The following is a 21833-nucleotide window of genomic DNA, read 5'->3' as shown; positions in this document are numbered from 1 at the left end:
GGGGTCCTTCCCTACACTTGTCGGCATGGAATGGCTCGTCCCGCTCATCGTCGTCGTCGTGCTCGTCGTGATCCTCGGGATCTACCTCTGGGCCACCTACAACTCCCTCGTCACGCTGAACGTCCGCGTGGACGAGGCCTGGAGCGACATCACCGTCCAGCTGAAGCGGCGGGCGGATCTGATCCCGAACGTCATCGACTCCGTGAAGGGCTACGCCTCGCACGAGCGGCAGGTGTTCGACTCGGTGACCCGTGCCCGCGCCGAGACGCTCTCCGCGCAGGGGCCGGCCGAGGCGTCGGCCGCCGAGGACCACATGCAGAAGGCGCTGAAGTCGATCTTCGCCGTCGCGGAGGCGTACCCGCAGCTGCAGGCGAGCCAGAACTTCCTGCAGCTGCAGGGCGAGCTGGTCGACTCGGAGGACAAGATCCAGTCGGCCCGCCGCTTCTACAACGGCGGCGTCCGCGAGATGAACACCAAGGTCACCGTATTCCCCAACACGCTCTTCTCCCGCCGCCTCGGCTTCTCCGAGCGCGAGTTCTTCGAGGTCGGCGACCTCGCCGCCATCTCGGAGCCGCCCCGCGTCCAGTTCTGACGCCACGGAGGAAGCGGCCCCGGCGGCGCCCCCCTCATGCCGGTCGAGTAGCCCCGCAGCGGCGCCCCTCATGCCGGTCGAGTAGCCCCGCAGCGGCGCCCCTCATGCCGGTCGAGTAGCCCCGCAGGGGCGTATCGAGACCCACCGTCATCGACACGCCGGGTCTGCAGACTCGACTTCCGACGGTGGTGGATCTCGATACGCCCGCTGCGCGGGCTACTCGATCAGCATGTGCCTTTCGACCCGCCGTCAGCGCGCTGCCGGGGCTGCCGCCGCGAGCGGGCCGCCGTCGAGCGTCGTGAGGTACTCGTCGAAGACGGGGGCCGGGTCGGTGCCCGTCGCGACGGCGTCCACGAGGGCCCGCCGCACCAGCGCCAGCACGACCGTGGCGAGCACGGCCGCGCGCGGCTCGTCCGCCGCGGGCAGGCCCATCCGCTGAGCGATGCTCGGGGTGAGCGCACCCTCGCCGTCGTGCAGCGACTGCACCCAGACCGCGCGCATGCCGGGCGTCTCGGTGAGCAGCGGCATCAGCCGCAGCGTCCGCTCGAGCTGCGGGCCGGACGCGGCCGCGGCGAACGCGGCGCCCAGCGCGGTGTTCAGCGACTCCGACTCCGGCCGCGCGACGAGCTCCCGCGCCATCGCCGCGATGGCAGCGTAGAGCACGGGCCGCACGCAGTCCTCCTTGCCGCCGAGGTAGCGGTGGAAGGTGCGCAGCGAGATGCCGGCGGCGTGCGCCAGATCGATCGAGCTGACGCCCTTGGTGGTCCCGCGCTCGAGCAGCAGGGCGACGCACTTCTCGGACAGGGCGAGCGCGATGGTGCCCTGCCGCTCCTGCGGACCGCTCATGCGAGGACCTCCCGGTGGCCGGTGGTGAGGGCGACGAGGAGCTCGGGCGCGAGGGTGCCCCGCCCGACGACGTCGACCGTGTCGAGCCCCTGCCAGTGCGCGGCGGTGACGAGCAGCGCGGCGAGGCGCTCGGCCGTGTCCGGCGGCGCTCCGGGCTCGCGCCAGGCCGCCTGCACCCGCAGCACGCCGTTCTGCCGGTCGCTCTTGAGGTCGACGCGCGCCGCGATCACGTCGTCGAGCAGCACGGGCAGCACGTAGTAGCCGTGCACGCGCTGGGCCGCCGGGGTGTAGATCTCGATCCGGTAGTGGAAGTCGAAGAACAGCTCGGCGCGCGGGCGGTGCCAGACCACGGGGTCGAAGGGGGAGAGCAGTGCGTCGGCCCGCAGCTCGCGCGGCCGCCGCGCCGCCGTGTGCCGCCAGAGCGGCAGCGGGCGTCCCGAGCGCTCCCAGCCGCGGACCTCGACCGGCACCAGCTCGCCCGCGTCGACCAGGTCGTGCACGGCCGCGAGCGTCGGCGCCTTCAGCAGCCGGTGGTAGTCGGCCAGATCGCCGAGCGTCCCGACGCCGAGCGCGAGGGCGGAGCGGCGCACCAGCTCGCGGACCGCGTCCTCGGTGGAGACCTCCGCCTCGAGCACCCCGCGGGGCAGCACCTGCTCGGCGAGCGCGTAGGAGCGCTCGAAGCGCGTGCGCCCGGCGGTCACCACCTCGCCCCAGCGGAAGAGCACCTCGAGCCCGCGCTTCATGTCGGACCAGCCCCACCACGGTCCGGTCCGGATGTTGGCCTCGTGCTCGATCTCCGACGCGCGCAGCGGGCCGTCGGCGAGGGCCACCCGCAGCCAGTCGAGCGTCGACCGGTTCTCGGCCGCCCAGCCCTCGTGCTCCGGCAGGCGGACGCGGCGGTAGTGCTCCATCCGCCAGCGGTAGAGCGGGAGGTCGGCGCGACGGATCAGCGCCGCCTCGTGTGCCCAGTACTCGAGGTAGTGGCCCTTCGGCGAGAACGCGACCGCGTCGAGGAGGGCGCGGTCGTAGGGGCCGAGCCGGGCGAGGACGGGGAGGTAGTGGCTCCGCTCGAAGACGTTGACCGAGTCGAGCTGCAGCGGCCGGATCCGGTCGATCACGCCGAGGATCTGCCGCGTGCCGACCCGCGGCGGCGGCGCGGCACCGAAGCCCTGGGCGGCCAGGGCGATGCGGCGCGCGAGCGCGGGGCTGAGCTGCTCGGTCATGGTGTCCCCACGCTAGCGAAGGCCGCCGACATCGGCCGATCGGAGGCGATCCGGCTTCGGCGCCGAGTGTTCCCGTCCGGTTCATCCGGGCGGCCCCGGGATGTCGGGAGCCGCCCCTACGTTTCCCGAGGCGCCCGCAGGGGCCCACCCACCCGACTCCTGGAGGACTCTTGACGACCCAGCGCTTCCCCCGCGCCGGCGTGCTCGCCGCCGCGGCCGCCGCTCTCGCTCTCACCCTGACCGCCTGCTCCGGCGACGCCGGCGCCTCGTCCGGCGACGCGTCGGTCGACGCCTCGACCGCGACCTCCGCCGCCGACCTCGGCGGGCTCGACGCCCTGGTCGAGGCCGCGAAGGCCGAGGGCGAGCTCAACGTGATCGCGCTGCCCGACAACTGGGCCAACTACGGCGAGCTCATCTCGGGCTTCGAGGACGAGTACGGCATCACCGTCAACTCGGCCGACCCCGACGTCTCCTCCGCCGAGGAGATCAGCACCGCGCAGAACCTGGCCGGCCAGGACACCGCTCCGGACGTCTTCGACCTCGGTGCCGCCGTGGCGCTCGCGAACACCGACCTGTTCGCGCCGTACAAGGTCGAGACCTGGGACGACATCCCGGAGGGCAACCGCGAGGAGACCGGCCTCTGGGTGAACGACTACACCGGCCTGATGTCGATCGGCTACGACGCCGACGCCGTGCCCGCGCCCGAGTCGCTCGACGACCTGCTCGGCGCCGACTACCGCGGCTCCGTCGCGATCAACGGCGACCCGACCCAGGCCGGCGCCGCGGCGGCCGCCGTGCAGCTCGCCGCCCTGCAGTCGGGCGGCTCGGCCGACGACGTCCAGTCCGGCATCGACTTCTTCGAGAAGCTCAACGACGCGGGCAACTTCCTGCCGCTGGACCCGACCGACGCGACCATCGCCTCCGGCGAGACCCCGGTCGTCTTCGACTGGAGCTACAACAACCTCGCCGCCGCGAAGGCGAACGAGGGCACCCGCGAGTGGACGACGACGGTGCTGCCCGGCACCGCGGTCGGCAGCTACTACAACCAGGCGATCAACGCCGACGCGCCGCACCCGGCCGCCGCGCGCCTCTGGCAGGAGTACCTCTACTCCGACGCCGCGCAGAACCTCTACCTCGCGGCCGGCGCCTACCCCGTGCGCCTGGCGGCCATGGTCGACGCCGGCACGGTGGACACGGAGGCCCTCGACGCCGTCGGCGCCGCTCCCGAGGACCTCGTCCAGTTCACCTCCGAGCAGACCGAGGCCGCCTCGGCCCTGCTGGCCGAGAAGTGGGGCGCGGCGATCCAGTGACGACCGCCGCCGTCCGCGCCGTCCCCGGGGCCCGCGTGCCCCGGGGACGGCGCGGTCTCCCCGCAGCGCTGGGCGTCGCTCCGTTCGCGGTGTACGTCCTGCTCTTCCTCGCCGTGCCGACCGTCCTCTCGGTCGGGACGGGCTTCGTGGACGGCGACGGGCGGCCGACGCTCGCGAACGTCGCGGCGCTGGGCGACCCGGTCGTCCTGTCCGCCTTCGGCGCCTCGCTCGGACTGTCGGCGCTCACCGCCGTCGTCGGCGCGGTCCTCGGCGGCATCGTCTGCCTCGCCCTGCTCGGTGCCGATCCGCGCGGACCGCTGCGCACGATCGTCGACGCCGCGGCGAGCGTCCTCGCCCAGTTCGGCGGCGTGATGCTCGCGTTCGCCTTCATCGCCACGATCGGCGTCCAGGGCCTGGTCACGACCCTCCTGGCCGGCGCCGGTGTCGACCTCTACGCCGACGGCGTCTGGCTCTACCAGCTGCCCGGGCTGATCCTGCCCTACCTCTACTTCCAGGTTCCGCTGATGGTGCTGACCTTCCTGCCCGCGCTCGAGGGACTGCGCCCCGAGTGGGCCGAGGCGAACGCCGTGCTCGGCGGGGGAGCGGTGAGCTACTGGTGGCGCGTCGCGGTCCCCGTCCTCGCGCCCTCCTTCCTCGGCTCGGTGCTGCTGCTGTTCGCCAACGCGTTCTCCTCGTTCGCCACGGCTGCCGCGCTGATCAGCCAGGGCGCCCAGATCGTGCCGCTGCAGATCCGCGCGGCGCTCGTCAGCGAGACGGTCCTCGGCCGGGAGAACCTGGCCGGCGCGCTCGCGCTGGGGATGCTCCTCGTGATGATCGTCCTGATGTCCGGCTACGCGCTGCTGCAGCGCCGGGCCCGTCGGTGGCAGCGGTGACCCGCGCTCTCTCCCGCATCGTCCTGGTCGTCACCGGCCTCGCCTTCGCGGTGCCGCTGATCGCGATGGCGGAGTTCACCCTCCGCGGCGCCGGCGGCTACGACCTCTCGCACTGGACCGCGATCCTCGACTCGGAGAACGAGCGCGGCTACCGCGCGCTCTTCCAGGGCATCGGCAACTCGCTGATCCTCGCGGTCGTCACCGCCCTGATCGTGCTCGTGCTGCTGGTGCCGACGATGCTCCTCGTCGAGATCCGCCTGCCGCGCCTGCGCCGGGCGCTCGAGCTGGTCTGCCTGCTGCCGCTGACCGTCCCCGCGATCGTGCTGGTCGTCGGGCTCGCGCCGGTCTACTCGGTGATCACCCGCCTCGTCGGCTCGGCGCCCTGGACGCTCGCGCTCGCCTACGGCGTGCTCGTGCTGCCCTACGCCTACCGCGCGATCGCCGCGGACCTCGCAGGGCTCGACGTGATCACGCTCTCGGAGGCCGCCCGCTCGCTGGGCGCCGGCCCGTTCGGCGTGCTCGTCCGGGTGCTGCTGCCGAACCTGCGCCGCGGCCTCGTCGCCGCCGCGCTGATCACCGTCGCCGTGGTCCTCGGCGAGTACACCATCGCCTCGCTGCTCAGCCGCACGACGCTGCAGACCGGTCTCGTGCAGGTGTCGAAGCAGGACGCCTACGTGGCCGTGATCTTCTCCCTCCTCTCCCTCCTGTTCGCCTTCGCCCTGCTGCTCGGGATCGGCCGCCTCGCGCGGATCGGCCTCGTCGCCACCGGGCGCCGCGCCTCGAAAGGCACCTCGTGACCGCGCCCCTCTCCCCGGGCGCCCGCGTCCGCTTCCTCGACGTCGCCCGGCACTTCGGCGCGGCCAGAGCCCTCGACGGCGTCTCGTTCGACGTGGCGCCCGGGGAGTTCATCGCCCTGCTCGGCCCCTCGGGCTGCGGCAAGACCACCGCCCTCCGCGCCCTCAGCGGGCTCGAGCGGATCGACTCCGGCCGCATCCTGGTCGACGAGCGCGACGTCGCCGGCCTGCCGGTCGCCCGCCGCGACATGGGCATGGTCTTCCAGTCCTACTCGCTCTTCCCGCACCTGCGCGCCCGCGAGAACGTGGAGTTCGGTCTGCGCACCCGCGGTGTCGCGGCGAAGGAGCGGCGGACGGCAGCCCAGGACGCGCTCGACCTCGTCGGCCTCGGTGCCCTGGGCGACCGCTACGCGCACCAGCTCTCCGGCGGGCAGCAGCAGCGGGTGGCGCTGGCGCGGGCGCTCGTCACCCGCCCCCGGGTGCTGCTCCTGGACGAGCCGCTCTCCGCGCTGGACGCGAAGGTCCGCGTGCAGCTGCGCGACGAGATCAAGCGGCTGCAGTCCGAGATCGGCATCACCACCTTCTTCGTCACCCACGACCAGGAGGAGGCGCTCGCCGTCGCCGACCGGGTCGCGGTGATGAACGCGGGGCGGATCGAGCAGCTCGGCGCGCCGGAGGACCTCTACGCCCGGCCGTCGTCGCCGTTCGTCGCCCACTTCGTCGGGCTCTCCAACGTCGTGCCGGGGGTCGTCTCGGGCGGGGCCGTCTCCGTGCTCGGCGCGCGCCTGCCCCTGGTGGACGGCGCGGCCGTCGACGGCGCCGTCTCGGCGTTCCTCCGGCCCGAGGACATCGAGATCGTGCCGGGCGGTGCTCCGGGCGATCTGCCTGCCGTGGTCCTCGCGACCAGCTTCCTCGGACCGGTGCGCCGCTCCACGGTCCGCACCGAGCAGGGGGACGAGCTCGTCGTCCAGCACGCGGCCGGGATCCGGCTCGAGCCGGGGGAGCGGGTCGGCCTCGCGCTCGCGCGGCGGCCGGTGGCCGTCCGCGCGGCCTCGTGAGCTGTCGCGGATTCCGCCCGCGGAATGCGGCGGGGATTAGTCTGGGCGGATGAGACTCGGCCGGTCCCGCCGCACGTCCGGCGCCCGCGACGCCGTCCGCGCCGCCGCGGCTCCCGAGCGGGCTCCGCAGCCCCGCCCGCTCGACCCGGACGCCGCCTTCGTCAGCACCGGGATGCGCATCGCCGGGGCCTGGGCCTGGCGGATCCTCGTGGTCGCCGGCGCCCTCGCCGTGATCGGCCTGCTGGTGATCGAGCTGCGGCTGATCGTCATCCCGCTGCTGCTCGCGATCGTCATCGCGGCGCTCCTCGTGCCGTTCTCGATGTTCCTGCAGCGGCACCACTGGCCCAAGTGGCTCGCGATCGTGGTGGCCGAGCTCGGCATCGTCCTCGTGATCGGCGGCCTGCTCTTCCTCGTCGTCACCCAGGTCACCTCCGGCTTCGACGACCTCAGCCGCCAGACCGTGCAGTCCTACGACGCCCTGAAGTCGTGGCTGCTCGAGGGGCCGCTGCACCTGACCGAGACCGACATCAACCAGTACGCGCAGCAGGCGCTCGCCGCCGTGCAGCAGGACTCGGGGATGCTCGTCAGCGGCGCGCTGAGCGTCGGCTCGACGGTCGGGCACGTGCTCACCGGCGTGCTGCTGACGTTGTTCTCGACCCTCTTCATCCTGATCGACGGTCCGAACATCTGGCGCTGGGTCGTGCGCCTCTTCCCGCACCGCGCCCGGAGGGCCGTCGACGGGGCCGGCCGCGCGGGCTGGATCACGCTGACCAACTTCGTGAAGGTGCAGATCCTGGTCGCCTTCGTCGACGCAGTGGGCATCGGGCTCGGCTCGTTCCTGCTCGGCGTCCCGCTCGCGATCCCGATCGGCGTGCTGGTCTTCCTCGGCTCCTTCGTGCCCGTGATCGGCGCGGTCGTCACCGGCGCGCTGGCCGTCTTCATCGCCCTGGTCTACAACGGACCGGTCATCGCGCTGATCCTGCTGATCGTCGTCCTCGGCGTGCAGCAGCTCGAGGGGCACATCCTCCAGCCCCTGATCATGGGCTCCGCCGTCAAGGTGCACCCGCTCGCCGTCGTCCTCGCGGTCGCCGGCGGCTCGATCGTCGCGGGCATCGCGGGCGCGTTCTTCGCGGTCCCGGTCGTCGCGACCCTCAACGTCATGGTCAACTACGTCGCGAGCGGAGCCTGGCGCTCGCCGACCCGAACCCCCGAGAGAGTTGCCGAAGAGCATGCAGACTAGCCGCGTCGTCGGACCGACCCTGAGCGAGTTCGAGGCGGCCCGAACCGTCCTCGCCCCCGTCATCGCGAACACCCCGATGGAGACGAGCACGTTCCTCGCCGAGGTGCTCGGCTCGCCCGTCTTCCTCAAGTGCGAGAACCTGCAGCGCACCGGCTCGTACAAGATCCGCGGCGCCGTGTTCCGGCTCTCGCACCTCACGCCCGAGGAGCGGGAGCGCGGCGTCGTCGCCGCCTCGGCCGGCAACCACGCCCAGGGCGTCGCCTTCGCCGCGCGCGAGCTCGGCATCAAGGCGACCATCTTCATGCCGATCGGCGTCGCGCTGCCCAAGCTCGCGGCGACCCGCGACTACGGCGCGGAGGTGGTGCTCAGCGGGCACATCTTCAACGAGGCGCTCGCCGCGGCGGCCGAGTTCGCCGAGAGCACCGGCGCGGTCTTCATCCCGCCCTACGACCACCCCGACGTGATCACGGGCCAGGGCACCATCGGCCTGGAGATCCTCGAGCAGGCTCCGGGCGTCGAGACGCTCGTCGTGCCCATCGGCGGCGGCGGGCTCATCGCCGGCGTCGCGTCGGCCGCGAAGCAGAAGGCCGCCCAGGAGGGCCGCACGCTGCGCGTCATCGGCGTCCAGGCCGCGAACGCCGCGCCCTACCCGCTCTCGCTCGCGGCCGGCGAGCCGATCGCCATCACGATCTCGCCCACCATCGCCGACGGCATCGCGGTCGCGAAGCCCGGCCAGCTGAACTTCGAGATCATCCGCGAGGTCGTCGACGAGGTCGTCACCGTCGAGGACGACGACACCGCCCGGGCGCTGCTGGTGCTGCTCGAGCGCGCGAAGCTCGTCGTCGAGCCGGCCGGAGCCGTCGGCATCGCCGCGATCCTCACCGGCAAGATCCGGAACGCGGGCCGCACCGCCGTCATCCTCTCCGGCGGCAACATCGATCCGCTGATGATGGAGCGGGTGATCAGCCGGGGCCTCGCCGCCTCCGAGCGCTACCTGAAGATGAGCATCGGCCTGCCGGACCGGCCGGGTCAGCTCGCGCGGATCGCCGACCTGATCTCGGAGGCCAACGCCAACGTCGTCGAGGTGCTGCACACCCGGCACGGCCGCGGCCTGCAGATCAGCGAGGTCGAGCTCGAGATCAGCGTCGAGACCCGCGGCCCCGAGCACGCCGACCGCGTCCTCCAGGTCCTCCGCGACGCCGGCTACAGCCCGCGCCTGTCACGCGGCTAGCCCTGCAGATACGCGAGATGCCACTTGTGACGGCCCGACACGGCGTGTCGAGCGCACAAGTGGCATCTCGCGGAGTGCGTCAGCGCTGAGGGTCAGTGGCCGTTCCAGGTCTCGACGTTCACGATCTTGACGGTGATGTTGCGGCCGTTGGGGGCCTCGAAGGTGGTGGAGTCGCCGACCTTCAGGCCCATGATCGCGCCGCCGAGCGGGCTCTGCGGGCTGTAGACGTCGAGGTCGCTCTCGCCCGCCATCTCGCGGTTGCCGAGGAGGAAGCGCGACTCGTCGCCGGCGATCTCGGCGGTGATGATCGTGCCGGCCTCGACGACCCCGTGGCTCTCGGGCGGTGTGCCGATCTCGGCCTCGCGCAGCAGCGCGGTCAGCTGGCGGATGCGCGCCTCGATCTTGCCCTGCTCGTCCTTGGCGGCGTGGTAGCCGCCGTTCTCCTTGAGGTCGCCCTCCTCGCGCGCGACCTCGATGCGCTTGGCGATCTCGAGGCGTCCGTTGGTGGACAGCTCGGTGTGCTCCGCCTGGAGGCGGTCGTACGACTCCTGGGTCATCCAGGTGACCTGAGGCTGGTCGGCCATGGTGGGCTCCTCACATGACGGCCGCGCGCGACCGACGGTGCTGTCGGGCGCCTGGCCCGTCGAGCGGATCGACCGAGGGCGTGCGGCGGGGGAAAAGACAAGGCCCCGACGAGTCCGTCAGGGCACCCCGACACCCTACGGGAGCCAGCAGGAGGAGATCAAACCTGTCGTGGCGAGCTCCGTGGTGCGCACCGTCTCGGTGTAGGAGCGGAAGCGATCGGTGGACGCGGGGTACTCGACGACGAGCCAGCCGACCACGGCGGACTGCTCGTTGAGCGCCTGGACAGCGCAGGCCGCGTCGCGCCCGGTCGGGACGGTGAGGTCGAAGGACACCTCGACGGTGCGGTCGTCCACGACCACGTGCGCGGTGTCCTGCACGTCGACGCCGTCGCGGGCGCCGTCGAGGCCGGCCCAGATCACCCAGGCGGCGAACACCGCGACGAAGGCGACGGCGACGAGGGCGAAGAGCCGGCGGTCGCCGCGGCGGCTGCGCGGCGTTCTCCCGTAACGGGAGGCGAGGGGTCCGGCGGCGCGGACGGCGTCCGGGTCGAGGGCGGGGTCGCTCGCGCGCTCGTCGCTCTCGGACGTTCGGGCGGCCACGGAACTCCCTGGGTGAAGCGACTATTCTGGCGGATGACGTGCGCGGGTGAGAACCGAGCGACGCCCCCCATTAAACCCCGAGGAATCGAGCGATCGTGTCCCAGGCCGTCCAGGTCTCCGCAGATTCAGAGGCGCGTGCGGACGCCGCGCCGCGCGAGGTCCCGCGCCTGCTCGCCGTGCACGCCCACCCGGACGACGAGTCCAGCAAGGGCGCCGCGACTCTCGCCTCCTACGCCGATCGCGGCGCCGAGGTCATGGTCGTCTCCTGCACCGGCGGCGAGGCCGGCTCCGTTCTGAACGAGGCGCTCGGCGCCCGCGCGCACGCCGAGCGCGACATGGGCGGCCTGCGCCGCTACGAGATGGCCGCCGCGCAGCGGGCGCTCGGCATCGAGCACGCCTGGCTGGGCTTCGTCGACTCCGGGATGCCCGAGGACGGCGCCGTCGCCGCGGACTCCTTCGCCGGCCTGCCGCTGCCGACCGCTTCGGCACCGCTGGTGCGCCTCGTCCGCCGGTTCCGCCCGCACGTGATCATCAGCTACGACGAGAACGGCGGCTACCCGCACCCCGACCACATCCGCGCGCACCAGGTCGCGGTCGAGGCGTTCCGCGCCGCGGGCGAGGCCGACGAGTACCCCGGCACCGGCGCCGCCTGGTCCGTCTCGAAGCTCTACTACGACCGCGTGTTCTCCTCGCAGAAGCTGCGGGCCATCGCCGAGCACATCCGCTCGATCGACCCGGAGGACCCGCTGCTCGCCTCCTTCGAGGAGATGAAGCGCTGGAACGAGGAGACGCCCTACCTCGCCACCACGAAGATCGTCGTCTCCGGCTTCCACGACCGCCGCGACGCGGCCCTGCTCGCGCACGCGAGCCAGGTCGCTCCCGACAACAAGTTCTTCTTCCTCCCGCACTCGGCGATCGACGCCGCGTGGCCGACCGACGACTTCCAGCTCGTGCAGAGCCGGGTCGACGCGCCGACGCCGGAGACCGACCTCTTCGCCGGGATCGACGTCGCGCTGCCGGGTGACGCCGCCCTCGCCGCCCCCGCCTCCGAGGAGCAGTCCGCATGATCGCCGCGACCGTGCTCGAGGCCGCCCACGTCGCCCTGATCCGCGCCGCCGAGGCCACGCCGGTGCCGACGACCGCGCCGGAGTTCAACGAGGACACGGTGACGCCCGGCCTGTTCGGCTTCATCACGATGTTCGTGATCGCGCTCGCCGCCGTGTTCCTCGCGCTCGACATGGTCCGCCGGGTCCGCCGGACGACCTACCGCGCCCAGGTCAACGAGCAGCTCGACTCCGAGGAGCGCGAGCGCGCGGAGGACGCCCCGTCCGGACGCTGACGCCCGGACGCCGAGCGCGGTGCGCCGACGCGCCCGGCGCTCAGCCGACGTTGTAGGTCGGGTGCAGGCAGACGATCAGCGCCGCCGTCCAGTGGCAGAGGAACGCCACCGCGGTCAGCGCGTGGAAGATCTCGTGGAAGCCGAAGACCCCGGGCACCGGGTTCGGCCGCTTGATCCCGTAGACGACCGCGCCGACGGAGTAGCAGAGGCCGCCGACCAGCACGAGCACCATCATCGCCGCGCTCGCCTCGAACAGCGGGCCGAGGTACATCACCGCCGCCCAGCCCAGCAGCAGGTAGAGCGGCACGTAGAGCCAGCGCGGCGCGGAGATCCAGAACACCCGGAAGCCGATCCCGAGCAGCGCCCCCGCCCAGACCAGCACGAGCAGCAGCGAGCCCTGCGCGGGCGGCAGGGCGAGCGCGGCGAGCGGCGTGTAGGTGCCGGCGATCAGCAGGAAGATGTTCGCGTGGTCGATCCGCTTGAGGATCATCTTGGTCCGCGGCGACCAGTCGAAGCGGTGGTAGAGCGCCGAGTTGCCGAAGAGCAGCAGCGACGAGACGGCGAACACGGTCGCCGCCCACTTCGCCGGTGCGCCGTCGGCGACGCTGACCAGGACGATGCCCGCGACGATCGCGACCGGGAACAGTCCGGCGTGGATCCAGCCGCGCCAGGTCGGCCGCGCCTCCGTCGCCGCACCGTGCTCGATCTCGTCCTCGACGAGCGGCAGGGCGGGGAGCGAGGGGCCGGTCGCGTCGTCCTCCGGCACGGCGCGCGCATCCGGATCGGGCGTGGGGGAGGTCGGCCGGTGGCTCATACCGACGAGGATACGACCCGCCGCGGCAGGGCGACCGGGAGAGCCTGCTCGAACGGGGGAACAGCCGTGGTCCGGTACCGGGCCGCGGTTTCGACTACCGTGGCACCGTGCCGAAGCCGAGACTGCCCGTGGGGAGCGACCTGCTCTACGGCGTCTACAAGAAGCGGCTGCGCTCGAGTCTCGAGGGCGCCGCGCTGCCGAACCACGTCGCGATGATCATCGACGGCAACCGCCGCTGGGCCCGCCAGCGCGCGCTGGAGACGGCCGCGCACGGCCACCGCGCGGGCGCGGCGAAGGTGCACGAGTTCCTGCAGTGGTGCGACGAGCTCGGCATCCGGCACGTCACCCTCTACCTGCTCTCGCAGGACAACCTGGTCGGCCGGGAGAGCTCCGAGCTCACCGAGCTGATCGCGATCATCGCCGACCTCGCCGAGGAGGTCTCGCAGCAGCCCGAGTGGCGCGTGCAGCACGTGGGCTCGGACGACGGGCTGCCGGAGTCGCTCGTCTCGGCGCTCGACCGCGCGGAGGAGCGCACCGCCGCGCACACCGGCCTGCACATCAACCTCGCGGTCGGCTACGGCGGCCGCCACGAGATCGCGCAGGCGGTCCGCAGCATCCTCGACGAGCACGGCAAGCGCGGCTCCTCGATCGAGGACGTCGCGGGCCTGCTCACGCCCGAGCTGATCGGCGAGCACCTCTACACGAGCGGTCAGCCCGACCCGGACCTCGTCATCCGCACCTCGGGCGAGCAGCGCCTCTCCGACTTCATGCTCTGGCAGAGCGCGCACAGCGAGTTCTACTTCATGGAGGCGCTCGGCCCCGACATCCGCGAGGTCGACTTCCTCCGGGCGCTGCGCGACTACGCCGGCCGGCACCGCCGCTTCGGCAGCTGAGCTGCCCTCCCGCGCGCGCTGTTCACATAGCTGTTACACGTTCGTCTCGGCAAGAACCACACGGCTGTCATTTCCGGGATTAGGTTCGGATCATCAGGTGACGCACCTGGTCGAGTCGGCCACACAAGTACGACTCGATGACTGCCAGTGAAGGAACTGCGCGGTGCCGAGACGCACCACCGGCCGACTCGAATCCTCTGAAGTGAGTCGGGGGCTCCGGCCCCCGGAATGTGGAGAGTCGACGTGACAGTTCCCCAGGGTACGGATCCGCAGAACGGCACGCAGGGCGCGGTCCACCGCCGCGCGCAGCACGGCTCCTCGGATCGCACCGAGCAGCTCCAGCGCACCTACGTCCTCGACACCTCGGTGCTGCTGTCGGATCCCTCCTCGATGTTCCGCTTCGCGGAGCACGCCGTCGTCCTGCCGATCGTCGTGATCAGCGAGCTCGAGGGCAAGCGCAACGACCCCGAGATCGGCTACTTCGCCCGCCAGGCGCTGCGGCACCTCGACGAGCTGCGGGTCAAGCACGAGCGGCTGGACTTCCCGATCCGGGTCGGCCGGGGCGGGACCCTCCGCGTCGAGCTGAACCACTCGAACATGTCGGTGCTGCCCAGCGGGCTGCAGCTCGGCGACAACGACTCGCGGATCCTCGCCGTGGCGATGAACCTGCAGAGCGAGGGCGCCCTCGTCACCGTCGTGTCGAAGGACATGCCGATGCGCGTGAAGGCCGCCTCGATCGGCCTCGCCGCCGAGGAGTACCTCGCCGAGCTCGCCCCGGAGTCGGGCTGGACGGGCATGGACGACGTCACCCTGAGCGGCGACCAGATGAGCGAGCTCTACGACCGCGAGCGGCTCTTCACGGACGAGGTCGCCGACATCCCGATCAACACCGGGCTCGTCGTGCACTCGGACCGTGGCTCCGCACTCGCCCGGGTGACCGGCAAGCGCCAGATCGCGCTGGTGCGCGGCGACAAGGACGTCTTCGGGCTGCACGGCCGCTCGGCCGAGCAGCGGCTGGCGATCGACCTGCTGCTCGACCAGGAGGTGGGCATCGTCTCGCTCGGCGGCCGGGCCGGCACCGGCAAGTCGGCGCTCGCGCTCTGCGCGGGGCTCGAGGCGGTGCTGGAGAAGCGCCAGCACAAGAAGATCATGGTGTTCCGGCCGCTCTACGCGGTCGGCGGCCAGGACCTCGGCTTCCTGCCCGGCGACGCCGCCGAGAAGATGAACCCCTGGGCGCAGGCGGTCTTCGACACCCTCGGCGCGCTGGTCTCGCAGAACGTGCTCGACGAGGTGATCGAGCGCGGGATGCTCGAGGTGCTGCCGCTGACGCACATCCGCGGGCGCTCACTGCACGACGCCTTCGTGATCGTCGACGAGGCGCAGTCGCTCGAGCGCAACGTGCTGCTGACGGTGCTGTCCAGGGTCGGCCAGAACTCGCGGGTGGTGCTCACCCACGACGTCGCCCAGCGGGACAACCTTCGGGTCGGCCGCTACGACGGCGTCGCCTCGGTGATCGAGACGCTGAAGGGGCACCCGCTGTTCGCGCACGTGACGCTGACCCGCTCCGAGCGCTCGGCGATCGCGGCGCTCGTGACCGAGATGCTGGAGTCGAACGAGTCGGCCTAGGTCCTGAGCGACCTTCGGTCATCTCCGGCTCGCAGAATCACGTCCGGCTCGCCGGAATCACTGGTTCTCGCGAGCCGGAGGTCGTTCCGCGTGCCGGAGGTGCTCCGCGACTGGAGTGATCCGGGGCCGCGGCGCGTAGCGTGGGGCGGGTGAGCATCCTCGACGACGCGCTCCTCGAGCGCTTCCGCCTCCGCGCGGCCGACTACGACGCGCGCAACGCCTTCTTCACCGAGGACCTCGAGGAGCTGAAGGCCGCCGGGTATCTGACAATGCTCGTCCCGGCGGAGCTCGGCGGCGGCGGCCTCGGTCTCGAGCAGGCGACGGCCGAGCACGCCCGGCTGGCGACGGCCGCTCCCGCGACCGCGCTCGCGACCACGATGCACCTGGTCTGGACCGGGATCGCGAAGGCCCTGCGCGCCCGCGGCGACGCCTCGCTCGAGCACGTGCTGGTCGACGCGGCGGCCGGGCACGTCTTCGCCTTCGGCAACAGCGAGCCCGGCAACGACCTCGTGCTCTCCGACTCGCTCACCCGCGCGGAGCCGCTCGGCGACGGCGGCTACCGCTTCACCGGAACCAAGATCTTCACCTCGCTCTCGCCGGCCTGGACCCGGCTCGGCGTCTTCGGCCGCGACGACAGCGGGCCGGAGCCGCGGCTCGTGCACGGCTTCGTCGACCGGTCTTCGCCGGACGCGTCGGTGCCGGGGCTCACCGTGCACGACGACTGGGACACCCTCGGCATGCGCGCCACCCAGAGCCGGACCACGGTCCTCGACGGCGTCGAGGTGCCGGCCGCGCGGATGTTCCGCTCGCTGCCCGTCGGCCCGACGGCGGATCCGCTGGTCTTCGCGATCTTCGCCGACTTCGAGCTGCTGATCGCCTCGGTCTACCTCGGGGTCGCCCAGCGCGCCCTGGAGCTCGGCGTGGCGTCGGCGCGGAAGCGGACGTCGCTCCGGGCCGGCGGACGGCCGCTGTCCGAGGACCCGGACATCCGCTGGCGCCTCGCCGACGCCGCGATCCTGCTCGACGGGCTCCGGGCACCACTCGCGAGCGCGGCGGCCGACGTGGACGCGCTCGTGGACCGCGGGGCGGGCTGGTTCCCGTCGCTCGTCGGTGTGAAAATCCGCACCACCGAGGCGGCGCTGCGCATCGTCGAGAGCGCGGTCCGCGTCTCGGGCGGCTCGTCCTACCGCCGCGACTCCGAGCTCTCCCGGCTCTACCGCGACGTGCTGGCCGGGCTCTTCCACCCCTCCGACGACGAGTCCGCGCACGGGCTCTTCGCGAACGCGCTGCTCGGGCCGGTGCCGCCGCGGGAGTGAAGGGTGGACGTCCGGCATCGCCTGTGGACAACTCCGGCGGGCGCGGGGCGATCGGCTCTACAGTCTCCGGATGAACCGGCTTCTGGACCTCTCGGCAGCGCTCGTCGGCGCGGTCCTGCTCGGCGCGATCGGGCTCGCGAGGGTCGAGGGGCGGGCGGCGATCGTCGTCCTCGTCGTCGCCGCGGCGACCGTGCCGCTCGTGCTCGCGGACGTGCGCGAGCGGTGGCTGCCGAACGCGCTGACGGTGCCGATCCTCCTGGCGGGGCTCGCGTCGATGGCCGGCGGGTCGCTCTCGGGGCGGGTGCCGGGGGAGCTGCCCGCCGTGCTCGCGACGGCTCTCGTGCTCGGACTGCTGCACCTCGCGGGCGGGCTCGGCCGGGGCGACGTGAAGCTCGGGACGGGGCTGGCGCTCCCGCTCGCGGCGGTCGATCCGGCACTCGCCCTCCTGGCGCCGGTGCTCGCGTTCGTCCTGGCCGGCGCGTGGAGTCTGCCGTCGGCGCTCCGCGGCGGGGGCGAGCGGATCCCGTTCGGACCCTTCCAGCTCGCCGCGTTCTGGCTCGTCATCGCCTGGACGTGACGTGCGAGCGTCCGACGCTGGTCCGCACGGCCGCGGAGGTGTAGACCGGGTGCCGAGCGAGGAGGCCGACGTGGCGGACGGCGACGGAGACGACGGGATGGACGGCGGGAGCGCGGCCCTGCAGCAGGGGACGACCTGCGCGATCGTGGGCGGCGGGCCGGCGGGCCTGGTGCTCGGTCTGCTGCTGGCGCGGGCCGGCGTCGCGGTGACGGTGCTGGAGAAGCACGCCGACTTCCTTCGCGACTTCCGCGGCGACACGGTGCATCCGACGACGCTGGGGCTGCTCGAGGACCTCGGGCTCCTCGACCGGTTCGAGGCGATCCGGCACTCGCGGGTGGAGCGGGTGACGATCCCCGGCCGCGACGGGCGCGACGTGGTGATCGCGGACTTCGCGCGGCTGCCGGTGCGCCACCCGTACGTCGCGATGGTGCCGCAGTGGGACCTGCTGGCCCTGGTCGCCGAGGCGGCGCAGGCCGAGCGCTGCTTCACCCTGCTCACCGAGCACGAGGTGACCGGCGTCGTCCGCGAGGGCGGGCGGGTCGTCGGTGTCGAGTACCGGTCGCCGGCCGGGGAGGGGCGCCTGCTCGCCGATCTGACGGTCGCCTGCGACGGGCGCTGGTCGGCCGTGCGCCGCTCGGCCGGGCTGCCCGTGCGGTCGCTGCCGGTCGGCTTCGACGTCTGGTGGTACCGCCTGCCGACTGCGCGGGCCGTGGGCGAGTCGCTCCTGCCGCGGATCGGGCGCGGGCGGGTGTCGATCGCGATCCCGCGCGACGGCTACCTGCAGATCGCGCGGCTGGGGCTCAAGGGCACCGACGCGGCGGTGCGGGAGCGGGGGATCGAGGCGTTCCGGGCGGAGGCGGCCGAGCTGCTCCCCGAGGTCGCCGAGGACGTGGCGGGGATCGCGTCGATGGACGACGTGAAGCACCTCGACGTCCGGCTCGAGCGGCTGCCGCGCTGGCACGCTCCGGGGGTGCTCTGCCTCGGCGACGCGGCACACGCGATGTCGCCGGTAGGTGGCGTCGGCATCAACCTGGCCGTGCAGGACGCGGTGGCGGCGGCGCGGCTGCTGGCGGGGCCGCTGCGCCGCGGTGTGCTGCGGACGGCGGCGGGCGACCGCGTGCTCGCCCGGGTGCAGCGCCGGCGCGCGCTGCCCGCCGTGCTGATCCAGTCGCTGCAGCGGGTCCTGCACGCGCGCCTGATCCTGCCGGCGCTGGCCGGGCGGCTCTCGGGGCCGCCGCGCGCGCTGGCGGCGCTGCTCCGGCTGCTGCCCGGGCTCGCGGTCGTGCCGGCGGCGCTGGTCGGCATCGGTCCCCGACCCGAGCGCGCGCCGTCGTGGTCGCGGCGGCCGGCCGCGCGCTGACGGCCGACGTCCTGGCCGCGGTAGGTCTCGATACGCGCCTGCGGCGCTACTCGACCAGCATGCAGGGGCGCCGATCGCGCGGCGGCCGACCGCCCCCTGCTGCAGGGTGGGCATGCTGTGCATGCCGATCGAGCAGTCTGCGGAGCGGGCGTCTTCCATGCTGATCGAGTAGCCCGCGGAGCGGGCGTCTCGAGATCCACCAGCGTCAGGACATGAGTCTGCAGACCCGCCCTGCTGAGCACGGTGGGTCTCGATACGCGCCTGCGGCGCTACTCGACCAGCATGTGGAGGCGGGCCTCAGCCCGGGTGGGTCATCGACATGACGTCGAGGGCGCTGTCGAGCTGCGCCTCCGTCACCTCGCCGCGCTCGACGAAGCCGAGGTCGACGACGGACTCGCGGACGGTGATGCCCTTCGCGACCGAGTTCTTCGCGACCTTGGCGGCGGCCTCGTAGCCGATCACCTTGTTCAGCGGCGTGACGATCGAGGGCGAGGACTCGGCGAGGGCGCGCGCGTGCTCGACGTTCGCCTCGAGGCCGTCGACGGTCTTGTCGGCGAGCAGCGTGGCCGAGGCGGTGAGCAGGCGGATCGACTCCAGCAGCGCCGTGCCCATCACCGGGATGGCGACGTTCAGCTCGAAGGCTCCGGAGGCTCCGGCCCAGGCGATCGTCGCGTCGTTGCCGATCACGCGGGCGCAGACCATCAGGACCGCCTCCGGGATCACCGGGTTCACCTTGCCGGGCATGATCGACGAGCCGGGCTGGAGGTCCGGGATGCTGAGCTCGCCGAGACCGGTGTTCGGGCCGGACCCCATCCAGCGCAGGTCGTTGTTGATCTTGGTGAGGCTGACGGCGAGCACGCGGAGCGCGCCGGACGCCTCGACGAGCGAGTCGCGGGCGCCCTGCGCCTCGAAGTGGTTGCGCGCCTCGGTGACGGGCAGGCCGGTCTCCTCCGCGAGGCGGGCGATGACCTTCGCCGGGAAGCCGGCGGGCGTGTTGATGCCGGTGCCGACGGCGGTGCCGCCGAGCGGGACCTCCGCGACCCGGGGGAGGGCGGACTGCACGCGCTCGATGCCGAGGCGGATCTGCGCCGCGTAGCCGCCGAACTCCTGACCGAGGGTGACGGGCGTCGCGTCCATCAGGTGGGTGCGGCCGGCCTTGACGACCTCGGCCCACAGCTCGGCCTTGGTCTCGAGGGCCTCGGCCAGGTGCTCGAGGGAGGGCACCAGGTCCTGGATCAGCGCGCCGGTCACGGCGACGTGCACCGAGGTCGGGAAGACGTCGTTCGAGGACTGCGAGGCGTTGACGTGGTCGTTCGGGTGCACCGGGCGGCCGAGCGCGGTCGTCGCGAGGGTGGCGAGCACCTCGTTCATGTTCATGTTCGACGACGTGCCGGAGCCGGTCTGGTAGACGTCGATCGGGAAGTGCTCGCCGTAGCCGCCGCCGACCACGAGGTCCGCCGCGTCGGCGATGGAGCGGGCGATCTCGCCGTCGAGCACGCCGAGATCGGCGTTGACGAGGGCCGCGGCCTTCTTGATCCGGGCGAGGGCCGCGATCTGGGCGGGCTCGAGGCCGGCGCCGGAGATCGGGAAGTTCTCGACCGCGCGCTGCGTCTGCGCGGCGTAGAGCGCGTCGCGCGGGACGCGGACCTCGCCCATCGTGTCGTGCTCGATGCGGAAGGCGTCGTCGGCGCCGGAGTCGGTCGGGGAGGTGTCCACCACGCTGTGTTCGTCCTGTTCTGTTCGGTTCATCGGTTCGGTGAGAGGAGGTCGGTGGTCGGCTGCTCGGCGGCCGGAGCGGTCGCGTCGGGGCCCGACACGCTCTGCAGGGGGCTGGAGGTGCGCTCCTGCTCCGAGCGGTACGGGCTCATCTGCGGCGGGTCGATGCCGAGGACCACGTCGGAGTCGACGGTGCCGTCGGCGAGGCGGTAGTTGGCGCCGACGACCGCGAGCTCTCCCGCGGCGACCGCGTCGGCGATGAGCGGGGAGCGCTGCAGCAGCTCGGCGACGGTGTCGCGGAGGTGCTCGCGGCCGACCGCGAGGGCGTCGGTCGTCGACGGGTCGACGAGGACGCGGCCGTCGGGCTGCGGACCGACGATGCGGCGGACGGCCGGGATGATCGGCTCGATCAGGTGCTCGATGTGCGGCGGGAGGCGCTCGGCGTCGGGCGCCTGCGACTGGATCGCGGCCTTGACCGCTCCGCACTCGTCGTGGCCGAGGACGAGGATCAGCTTCACGCCGAGCACGGCCACGCCGTACTCGAGGGAGCCGATGATCGAATCGGCGATGACCTGGCCGGCGTTGCGGACGACGAAGAGGTCGCCCAGGCCGAGGTCGAAGATGATCTCCGCCGCGAGGCGCGAGTCGCTGCAGCCGAACAGCGCGGCGAGCGGCTTCTGCTCGGCGGCGAGCTCGTTGCGGCGCTCGACGTCCTGGCGGGGGTGGCGGGGCTCACCGGCGACGAAGCGCTGGTTGCCGCGCAGCATCTCCTTCCAGACCCACGACGGCGGGCGCGATTCGCGCGCGACGGCGATGCTCTGCGGGACCTCGTGCTGGGGACTCGACGGATCGAAGCTCAACGGGACTCCTCCTGGCCGATCTGCGGGGTGATGGCGTCGACGACCTGGCGGATCTCGTCCGTCGGCGCCGTGCCGTAGACGAGGTAGGTGCTGCCACCGGCCGTCGTCTCGAGAGCGTAGGGGCTGTTGCCGGTCTCGCCGGCACCGTCGCGGTGGTCGTAGACCGTCCACTCGCGGCCGTCGATCTGCTCGACGCCGGTCGCGGCGGCGCTGTCGAGCTGGCCGGAGACCCAGCGCTCGTCGGCGTCGAAGCCCTGGCTGACGCCGATGTAGCCGCTCTTGGGCGTGATCAGGCCGACGTACCAGTACTCGATCCCGCCGTCCTCGCGCAGCTCGGCCGCGTTCGAGGACCAGGAGTCGGGCATGTCGGGCGCGGCGAGGGTCTCGCTCTCGCCGAGCTGGAACTGGGCGGCGACCGCCGGCACGTCCACCGGGTCGCGGACGGTGCCCTCGCCGCGCGGGACGATCAGCACGATCAGCGCCACGGCGCCGACGGTCGCGAGCAGCGAGAAGACGAGGTTGTTGACGGTCTTGCGCTGGCGGTAGAGCCGGGAGTTCTCGGCCTTGCGGGCCGCGGTCTCGGCGGCCGTCTCGGGCCGGCCGAGCTCGGCGACGACGCGCGGCGGCTTCTCGCGACTCATCCGGCGCTCGATCCGCCGGCGGCCGATCCGCCCGAGCGGGCGGCGTCGAGCCGCGCGCGGGCGCCGATCAGCCACTCCTCGCAGCGGGCCGCGAGCGCCTCGCCGCGCTCCCACAGAGCGAGCGAGCGCTCGAGGGTGGAGCTGCCCTGCTCGAGCTCGGAGACGACGCGGACGAGCTCGTCGCGCGCCTGCTCGTAGCTGAAGCCGGAGACGTCGGACTCGCGGGTCGGGACGGGGTCGCTCGACGGCACGGCGGGGGAGTCGGTGCGGGCGTCGGCCATGGGGGTGATCCTATCGATCGGGGCTGCGAGGAGGGCGCG

At 72.8% G+C, this 21833-nt stretch carries 22 protein-coding genes and 1 pseudogene; 14 read left to right on the top strand and 9 right to left on the bottom strand.

All coding sequences use genetic code 11. The features are described from left to right. The first annotated feature begins 25 nt into the window (after nt 1-25). A complete protein-coding gene (locus EDF43_RS04730) occupies nt 26-592 on the top strand; it encodes a LemA family protein (protein WP_123702724.1) in 567 nt (188 codons plus the stop codon). 249 nt (nt 593-841) lie between these two features. On the opposite strand, the gene EDF43_RS04725 is transcribed toward EDF43_RS04730, so the two are convergent. Together EDF43_RS04725 and EDF43_RS04720 are read right to left on the bottom strand one after the other, a co-directional pair. Continuing rightward, nucleotides 842-1438 carry a TetR/AcrR family transcriptional regulator gene (locus EDF43_RS04725; RefSeq protein ID WP_123735274.1) on the bottom strand — a complete coding sequence of 199 codons (597 nt, stop codon included), beginning with the start codon at nt 1436-1438 and terminating at the stop codon, nt 842-844. Then, nucleotides 1435-2661 carry a crosslink repair DNA glycosylase YcaQ family protein gene (locus EDF43_RS04720; RefSeq protein ID WP_132435816.1) on the bottom strand — a complete coding sequence of 409 codons (1227 nt, stop codon included), beginning with the start codon at nt 2659-2661 and terminating at the stop codon, nt 1435-1437. The genes EDF43_RS04725 and EDF43_RS04720 overlap by 4 nt, the downstream gene beginning before the upstream one ends. A gap of 170 nt (nt 2662-2831) precedes the next feature. Here EDF43_RS04720 and EDF43_RS04715 point away from each other — a divergent pair, with 170 nt between their 5' ends. From EDF43_RS04715 to ilvA, 6 genes are read left to right on the top strand one after another with little or no spacing between them, the layout of a single operon-like run. Further along, nucleotides 2832-3971 carry an extracellular solute-binding protein gene (locus tag EDF43_RS04715; protein ID WP_185020089.1) on the top strand — a complete coding sequence of 380 codons (1140 nt, stop codon included), beginning with the start codon at nt 2832-2834 and terminating at the stop codon, nt 3969-3971. After that, on the top strand, nt 3968-4864 hold the full coding sequence (locus EDF43_RS04710; protein ID WP_132435815.1) for an ABC transporter permease: 897 nt from the start codon (nt 3968-3970) through the stop codon (nt 4862-4864). The genes EDF43_RS04715 and EDF43_RS04710 overlap by 4 nt, the downstream gene beginning before the upstream one ends. Then, complete coding sequence (locus tag EDF43_RS04705; protein WP_243646232.1) at nt 4861-5661, top strand: ABC transporter permease subunit; 801 nt, start codon at nt 4861-4863, stop codon at nt 5659-5661. Before EDF43_RS04710 ends, EDF43_RS04705 begins: the two co-directional genes overlap by 4 nt. Then, on the top strand, nt 5658-6716 hold the full coding sequence (locus tag EDF43_RS04700; protein ID WP_132435814.1) for an ABC transporter ATP-binding protein: 1059 nt from the start codon (nt 5658-5660) through the stop codon (nt 6714-6716). Before EDF43_RS04705 ends, EDF43_RS04700 begins: the two co-directional genes overlap by 4 nt. Nucleotides 6717-6765: 49 nt before the next feature. Then, the gene (locus EDF43_RS04695) at nt 6766-7956 is read left to right on the top strand and encodes an AI-2E family transporter (RefSeq protein ID WP_132435813.1); all 1191 of its coding nucleotides are present in this window, start codon (nt 6766-6768) and stop codon (nt 7954-7956) included. Then, nucleotides 7946-9187 (top strand): threonine ammonia-lyase, encoded by a 1242-nt coding sequence (gene ilvA / locus EDF43_RS04690; RefSeq protein WP_123445410.1) that lies wholly within the window; start codon nt 7946-7948, stop codon nt 9185-9187. The genes EDF43_RS04695 and ilvA overlap by 11 nt, the downstream gene beginning before the upstream one ends. A gap of 92 nt (nt 9188-9279) precedes the next feature. On the opposite strand, the gene greA is transcribed toward ilvA, so the two are convergent. Further along, nucleotides 9280-9771 carry a transcription elongation factor GreA gene (greA, locus tag EDF43_RS04685; protein ID WP_123731966.1) on the bottom strand — a complete coding sequence of 164 codons (492 nt, stop codon included), beginning with the start codon at nt 9769-9771 and terminating at the stop codon, nt 9280-9282. Nucleotides 9772-9906: 135 nt separating this feature from the next. Then, nucleotides 9907-10371 (bottom strand): DUF4307 domain-containing protein, encoded by a 465-nt coding sequence (locus EDF43_RS04680; protein ID WP_132435812.1) that lies wholly within the window; start codon nt 10369-10371, stop codon nt 9907-9909. A gap of 95 nt (nt 10372-10466) precedes the next feature. Between EDF43_RS04680 and mca the strand changes: the two genes are divergently transcribed. Beyond that, nucleotides 10467-11438, top strand: coding sequence for a mycothiol conjugate amidase Mca (mca, locus tag EDF43_RS04675; RefSeq protein WP_207901629.1), 972 nt, complete (start codon nt 10467-10469; stop codon nt 11436-11438). Next, complete coding sequence (locus EDF43_RS04670; RefSeq protein WP_123735280.1) at nt 11435-11710, top strand: hypothetical protein; 276 nt, start codon at nt 11435-11437, stop codon at nt 11708-11710. Before mca ends, EDF43_RS04670 begins: the two co-directional genes overlap by 4 nt. Nucleotides 11711-11750: 40 nt before the next feature. On the opposite strand, the gene EDF43_RS04665 is transcribed toward EDF43_RS04670, so the two are convergent. Then, nucleotides 11751-12524: a hemolysin III family protein gene (locus EDF43_RS04665; protein ID WP_132435811.1), complete on the bottom strand. Its 774-nt coding sequence runs from the start codon at nt 12522-12524 to the stop codon at nt 11751-11753. 107 nt (nt 12525-12631) lie between these two features. Here EDF43_RS04665 and EDF43_RS04660 point away from each other — a divergent pair, with 107 nt between their 5' ends. The 5 genes from EDF43_RS04660 (at nt 12632) to EDF43_RS04640 (ending at nt 18296) form a co-directional block, all read left to right on the top strand. Next, nucleotides 12632-13417 (top strand): isoprenyl transferase, encoded by a 786-nt coding sequence (locus EDF43_RS04660; protein WP_123445415.1) that lies wholly within the window; start codon nt 12632-12634, stop codon nt 13415-13417. Nucleotides 13418-13660: 243 nt separating this feature from the next. Then, nucleotides 13661-15043: a PhoH family protein gene (locus EDF43_RS04655; RefSeq protein ID WP_243582427.1), complete on the top strand. Its 1383-nt coding sequence runs from the start codon at nt 13661-13663 to the stop codon at nt 15041-15043. Between the two features lie 140 nt (nt 15044-15183). Continuing rightward, nucleotides 15184-16359: an acyl-CoA dehydrogenase gene (locus EDF43_RS04650; RefSeq protein ID WP_132435809.1), complete on the top strand. Its 1176-nt coding sequence runs from the start codon at nt 15184-15186 to the stop codon at nt 16357-16359. Nucleotides 16360-16429: 70 nt separating this feature from the next. Beyond that, a complete protein-coding gene (locus tag EDF43_RS04645; protein WP_132435808.1) occupies nt 16430-16936 on the top strand; it encodes a prepilin peptidase in 507 nt (168 codons plus the stop codon). A gap of 70 nt (nt 16937-17006) precedes the next feature. Continuing rightward, nucleotides 17007-18296 (top strand): FAD-dependent oxidoreductase, encoded by a 1290-nt coding sequence (locus tag EDF43_RS04640; protein ID WP_279388997.1) that lies wholly within the window; start codon nt 17007-17009, stop codon nt 18294-18296. A 297-nt stretch (nt 18297-18593) separates the two neighbouring features. Here EDF43_RS04640 and EDF43_RS04635 read toward each other — a convergent pair whose 3' ends face one another. The 4 genes and pseudogenes from EDF43_RS04635 to EDF43_RS04620 form a co-directional block, all read right to left on the bottom strand. Then, nucleotides 18594-20015 (bottom strand): class II fumarate hydratase, encoded by a 1422-nt coding sequence (locus tag EDF43_RS04635; protein ID WP_243582431.1) that lies wholly within the window; start codon nt 20013-20015, stop codon nt 18594-18596. Between the two features lie 158 nt (nt 20016-20173). Continuing rightward, nucleotides 20174-20779, bottom strand: a pseudogene (locus EDF43_RS04630) (carbonic anhydrase); the annotation flags it as partial. Between the two features lie 89 nt (nt 20780-20868). After that, entirely contained in the window at nt 20869-21513 is a 645-nt protein-coding gene (locus tag EDF43_RS04625; protein WP_132435806.1) for a DUF4245 domain-containing protein, read from the bottom strand. Then, nucleotides 21510-21794, bottom strand: a complete 285-nt coding sequence (locus tag EDF43_RS04620) for an exodeoxyribonuclease VII small subunit (protein WP_243582433.1) — start codon at nt 21792-21794, stop codon at nt 21510-21512. Before EDF43_RS04620 ends, EDF43_RS04625 begins: the two co-directional genes overlap by 4 nt. Nucleotides 21795-21833: the final 39 nt, after the last annotated feature.

The sequence above is a fragment of the Rathayibacter sp. PhB179 genome, assembly GCF_004345345.1.
Lineage (GTDB): Bacteria > Actinomycetota > Actinomycetes > Actinomycetales > Microbacteriaceae > Rathayibacter > Rathayibacter festucae.
Note: the sequence above shows the minus strand (reverse complement) of the source record. Positions and strands in the feature narration are given on the sequence as shown.

Excerpts from the sequence above, each read along its gene's own strand:
- EDF43_RS04730 (WP_123702724.1), top strand. The coding sequence starts at position 26 with ATGGAATGGCTCGTCCCGCTCATCGTCGTCGTCGTGCTCGTCGTGATC.
- EDF43_RS04725 (WP_123735274.1), bottom strand. The coding sequence starts at position 1,438 with ATGAGCGGTCCGCAGGAGCGGCAGGGCACCATCGCGCTCGCCCTGTCC.
- EDF43_RS04720 (WP_132435816.1), bottom strand. The coding sequence starts at position 2,661 with ATGACCGAGCAGCTCAGCCCCGCGCTCGCGCGCCGCATCGCCCTGGCC.
- EDF43_RS04695 (WP_132435813.1), top strand. The coding sequence starts at position 6,766 with ATGAGACTCGGCCGGTCCCGCCGCACGTCCGGCGCCCGCGACGCCGTC.
- ilvA (WP_123445410.1), top strand. The coding sequence starts at position 7,946 with ATGCAGACTAGCCGCGTCGTCGGACCGACCCTGAGCGAGTTCGAGGCG.
- greA (WP_123731966.1), bottom strand. The coding sequence starts at position 9,771 with ATGGCCGACCAGCCTCAGGTCACCTGGATGACCCAGGAGTCGTACGAC.
- EDF43_RS04670 (WP_123735280.1), top strand. The coding sequence starts at position 11,435 with ATGATCGCCGCGACCGTGCTCGAGGCCGCCCACGTCGCCCTGATCCGC.
- EDF43_RS04665 (WP_132435811.1), bottom strand. The coding sequence starts at position 12,524 with ATGAGCCACCGGCCGACCTCCCCCACGCCCGATCCGGATGCGCGCGCC.
- EDF43_RS04645 (WP_132435808.1), top strand. The coding sequence starts at position 16,430 with ATGAACCGGCTTCTGGACCTCTCGGCAGCGCTCGTCGGCGCGGTCCTG.
- EDF43_RS04625 (WP_132435806.1), bottom strand. The coding sequence starts at position 21,513 with ATGAGTCGCGAGAAGCCGCCGCGCGTCGTCGCCGAGCTCGGCCGGCCC.
- EDF43_RS04620 (WP_243582433.1), bottom strand. The coding sequence starts at position 21,794 with ATGGCCGACGCCCGCACCGACTCCCCCGCCGTGCCGTCGAGCGACCCC.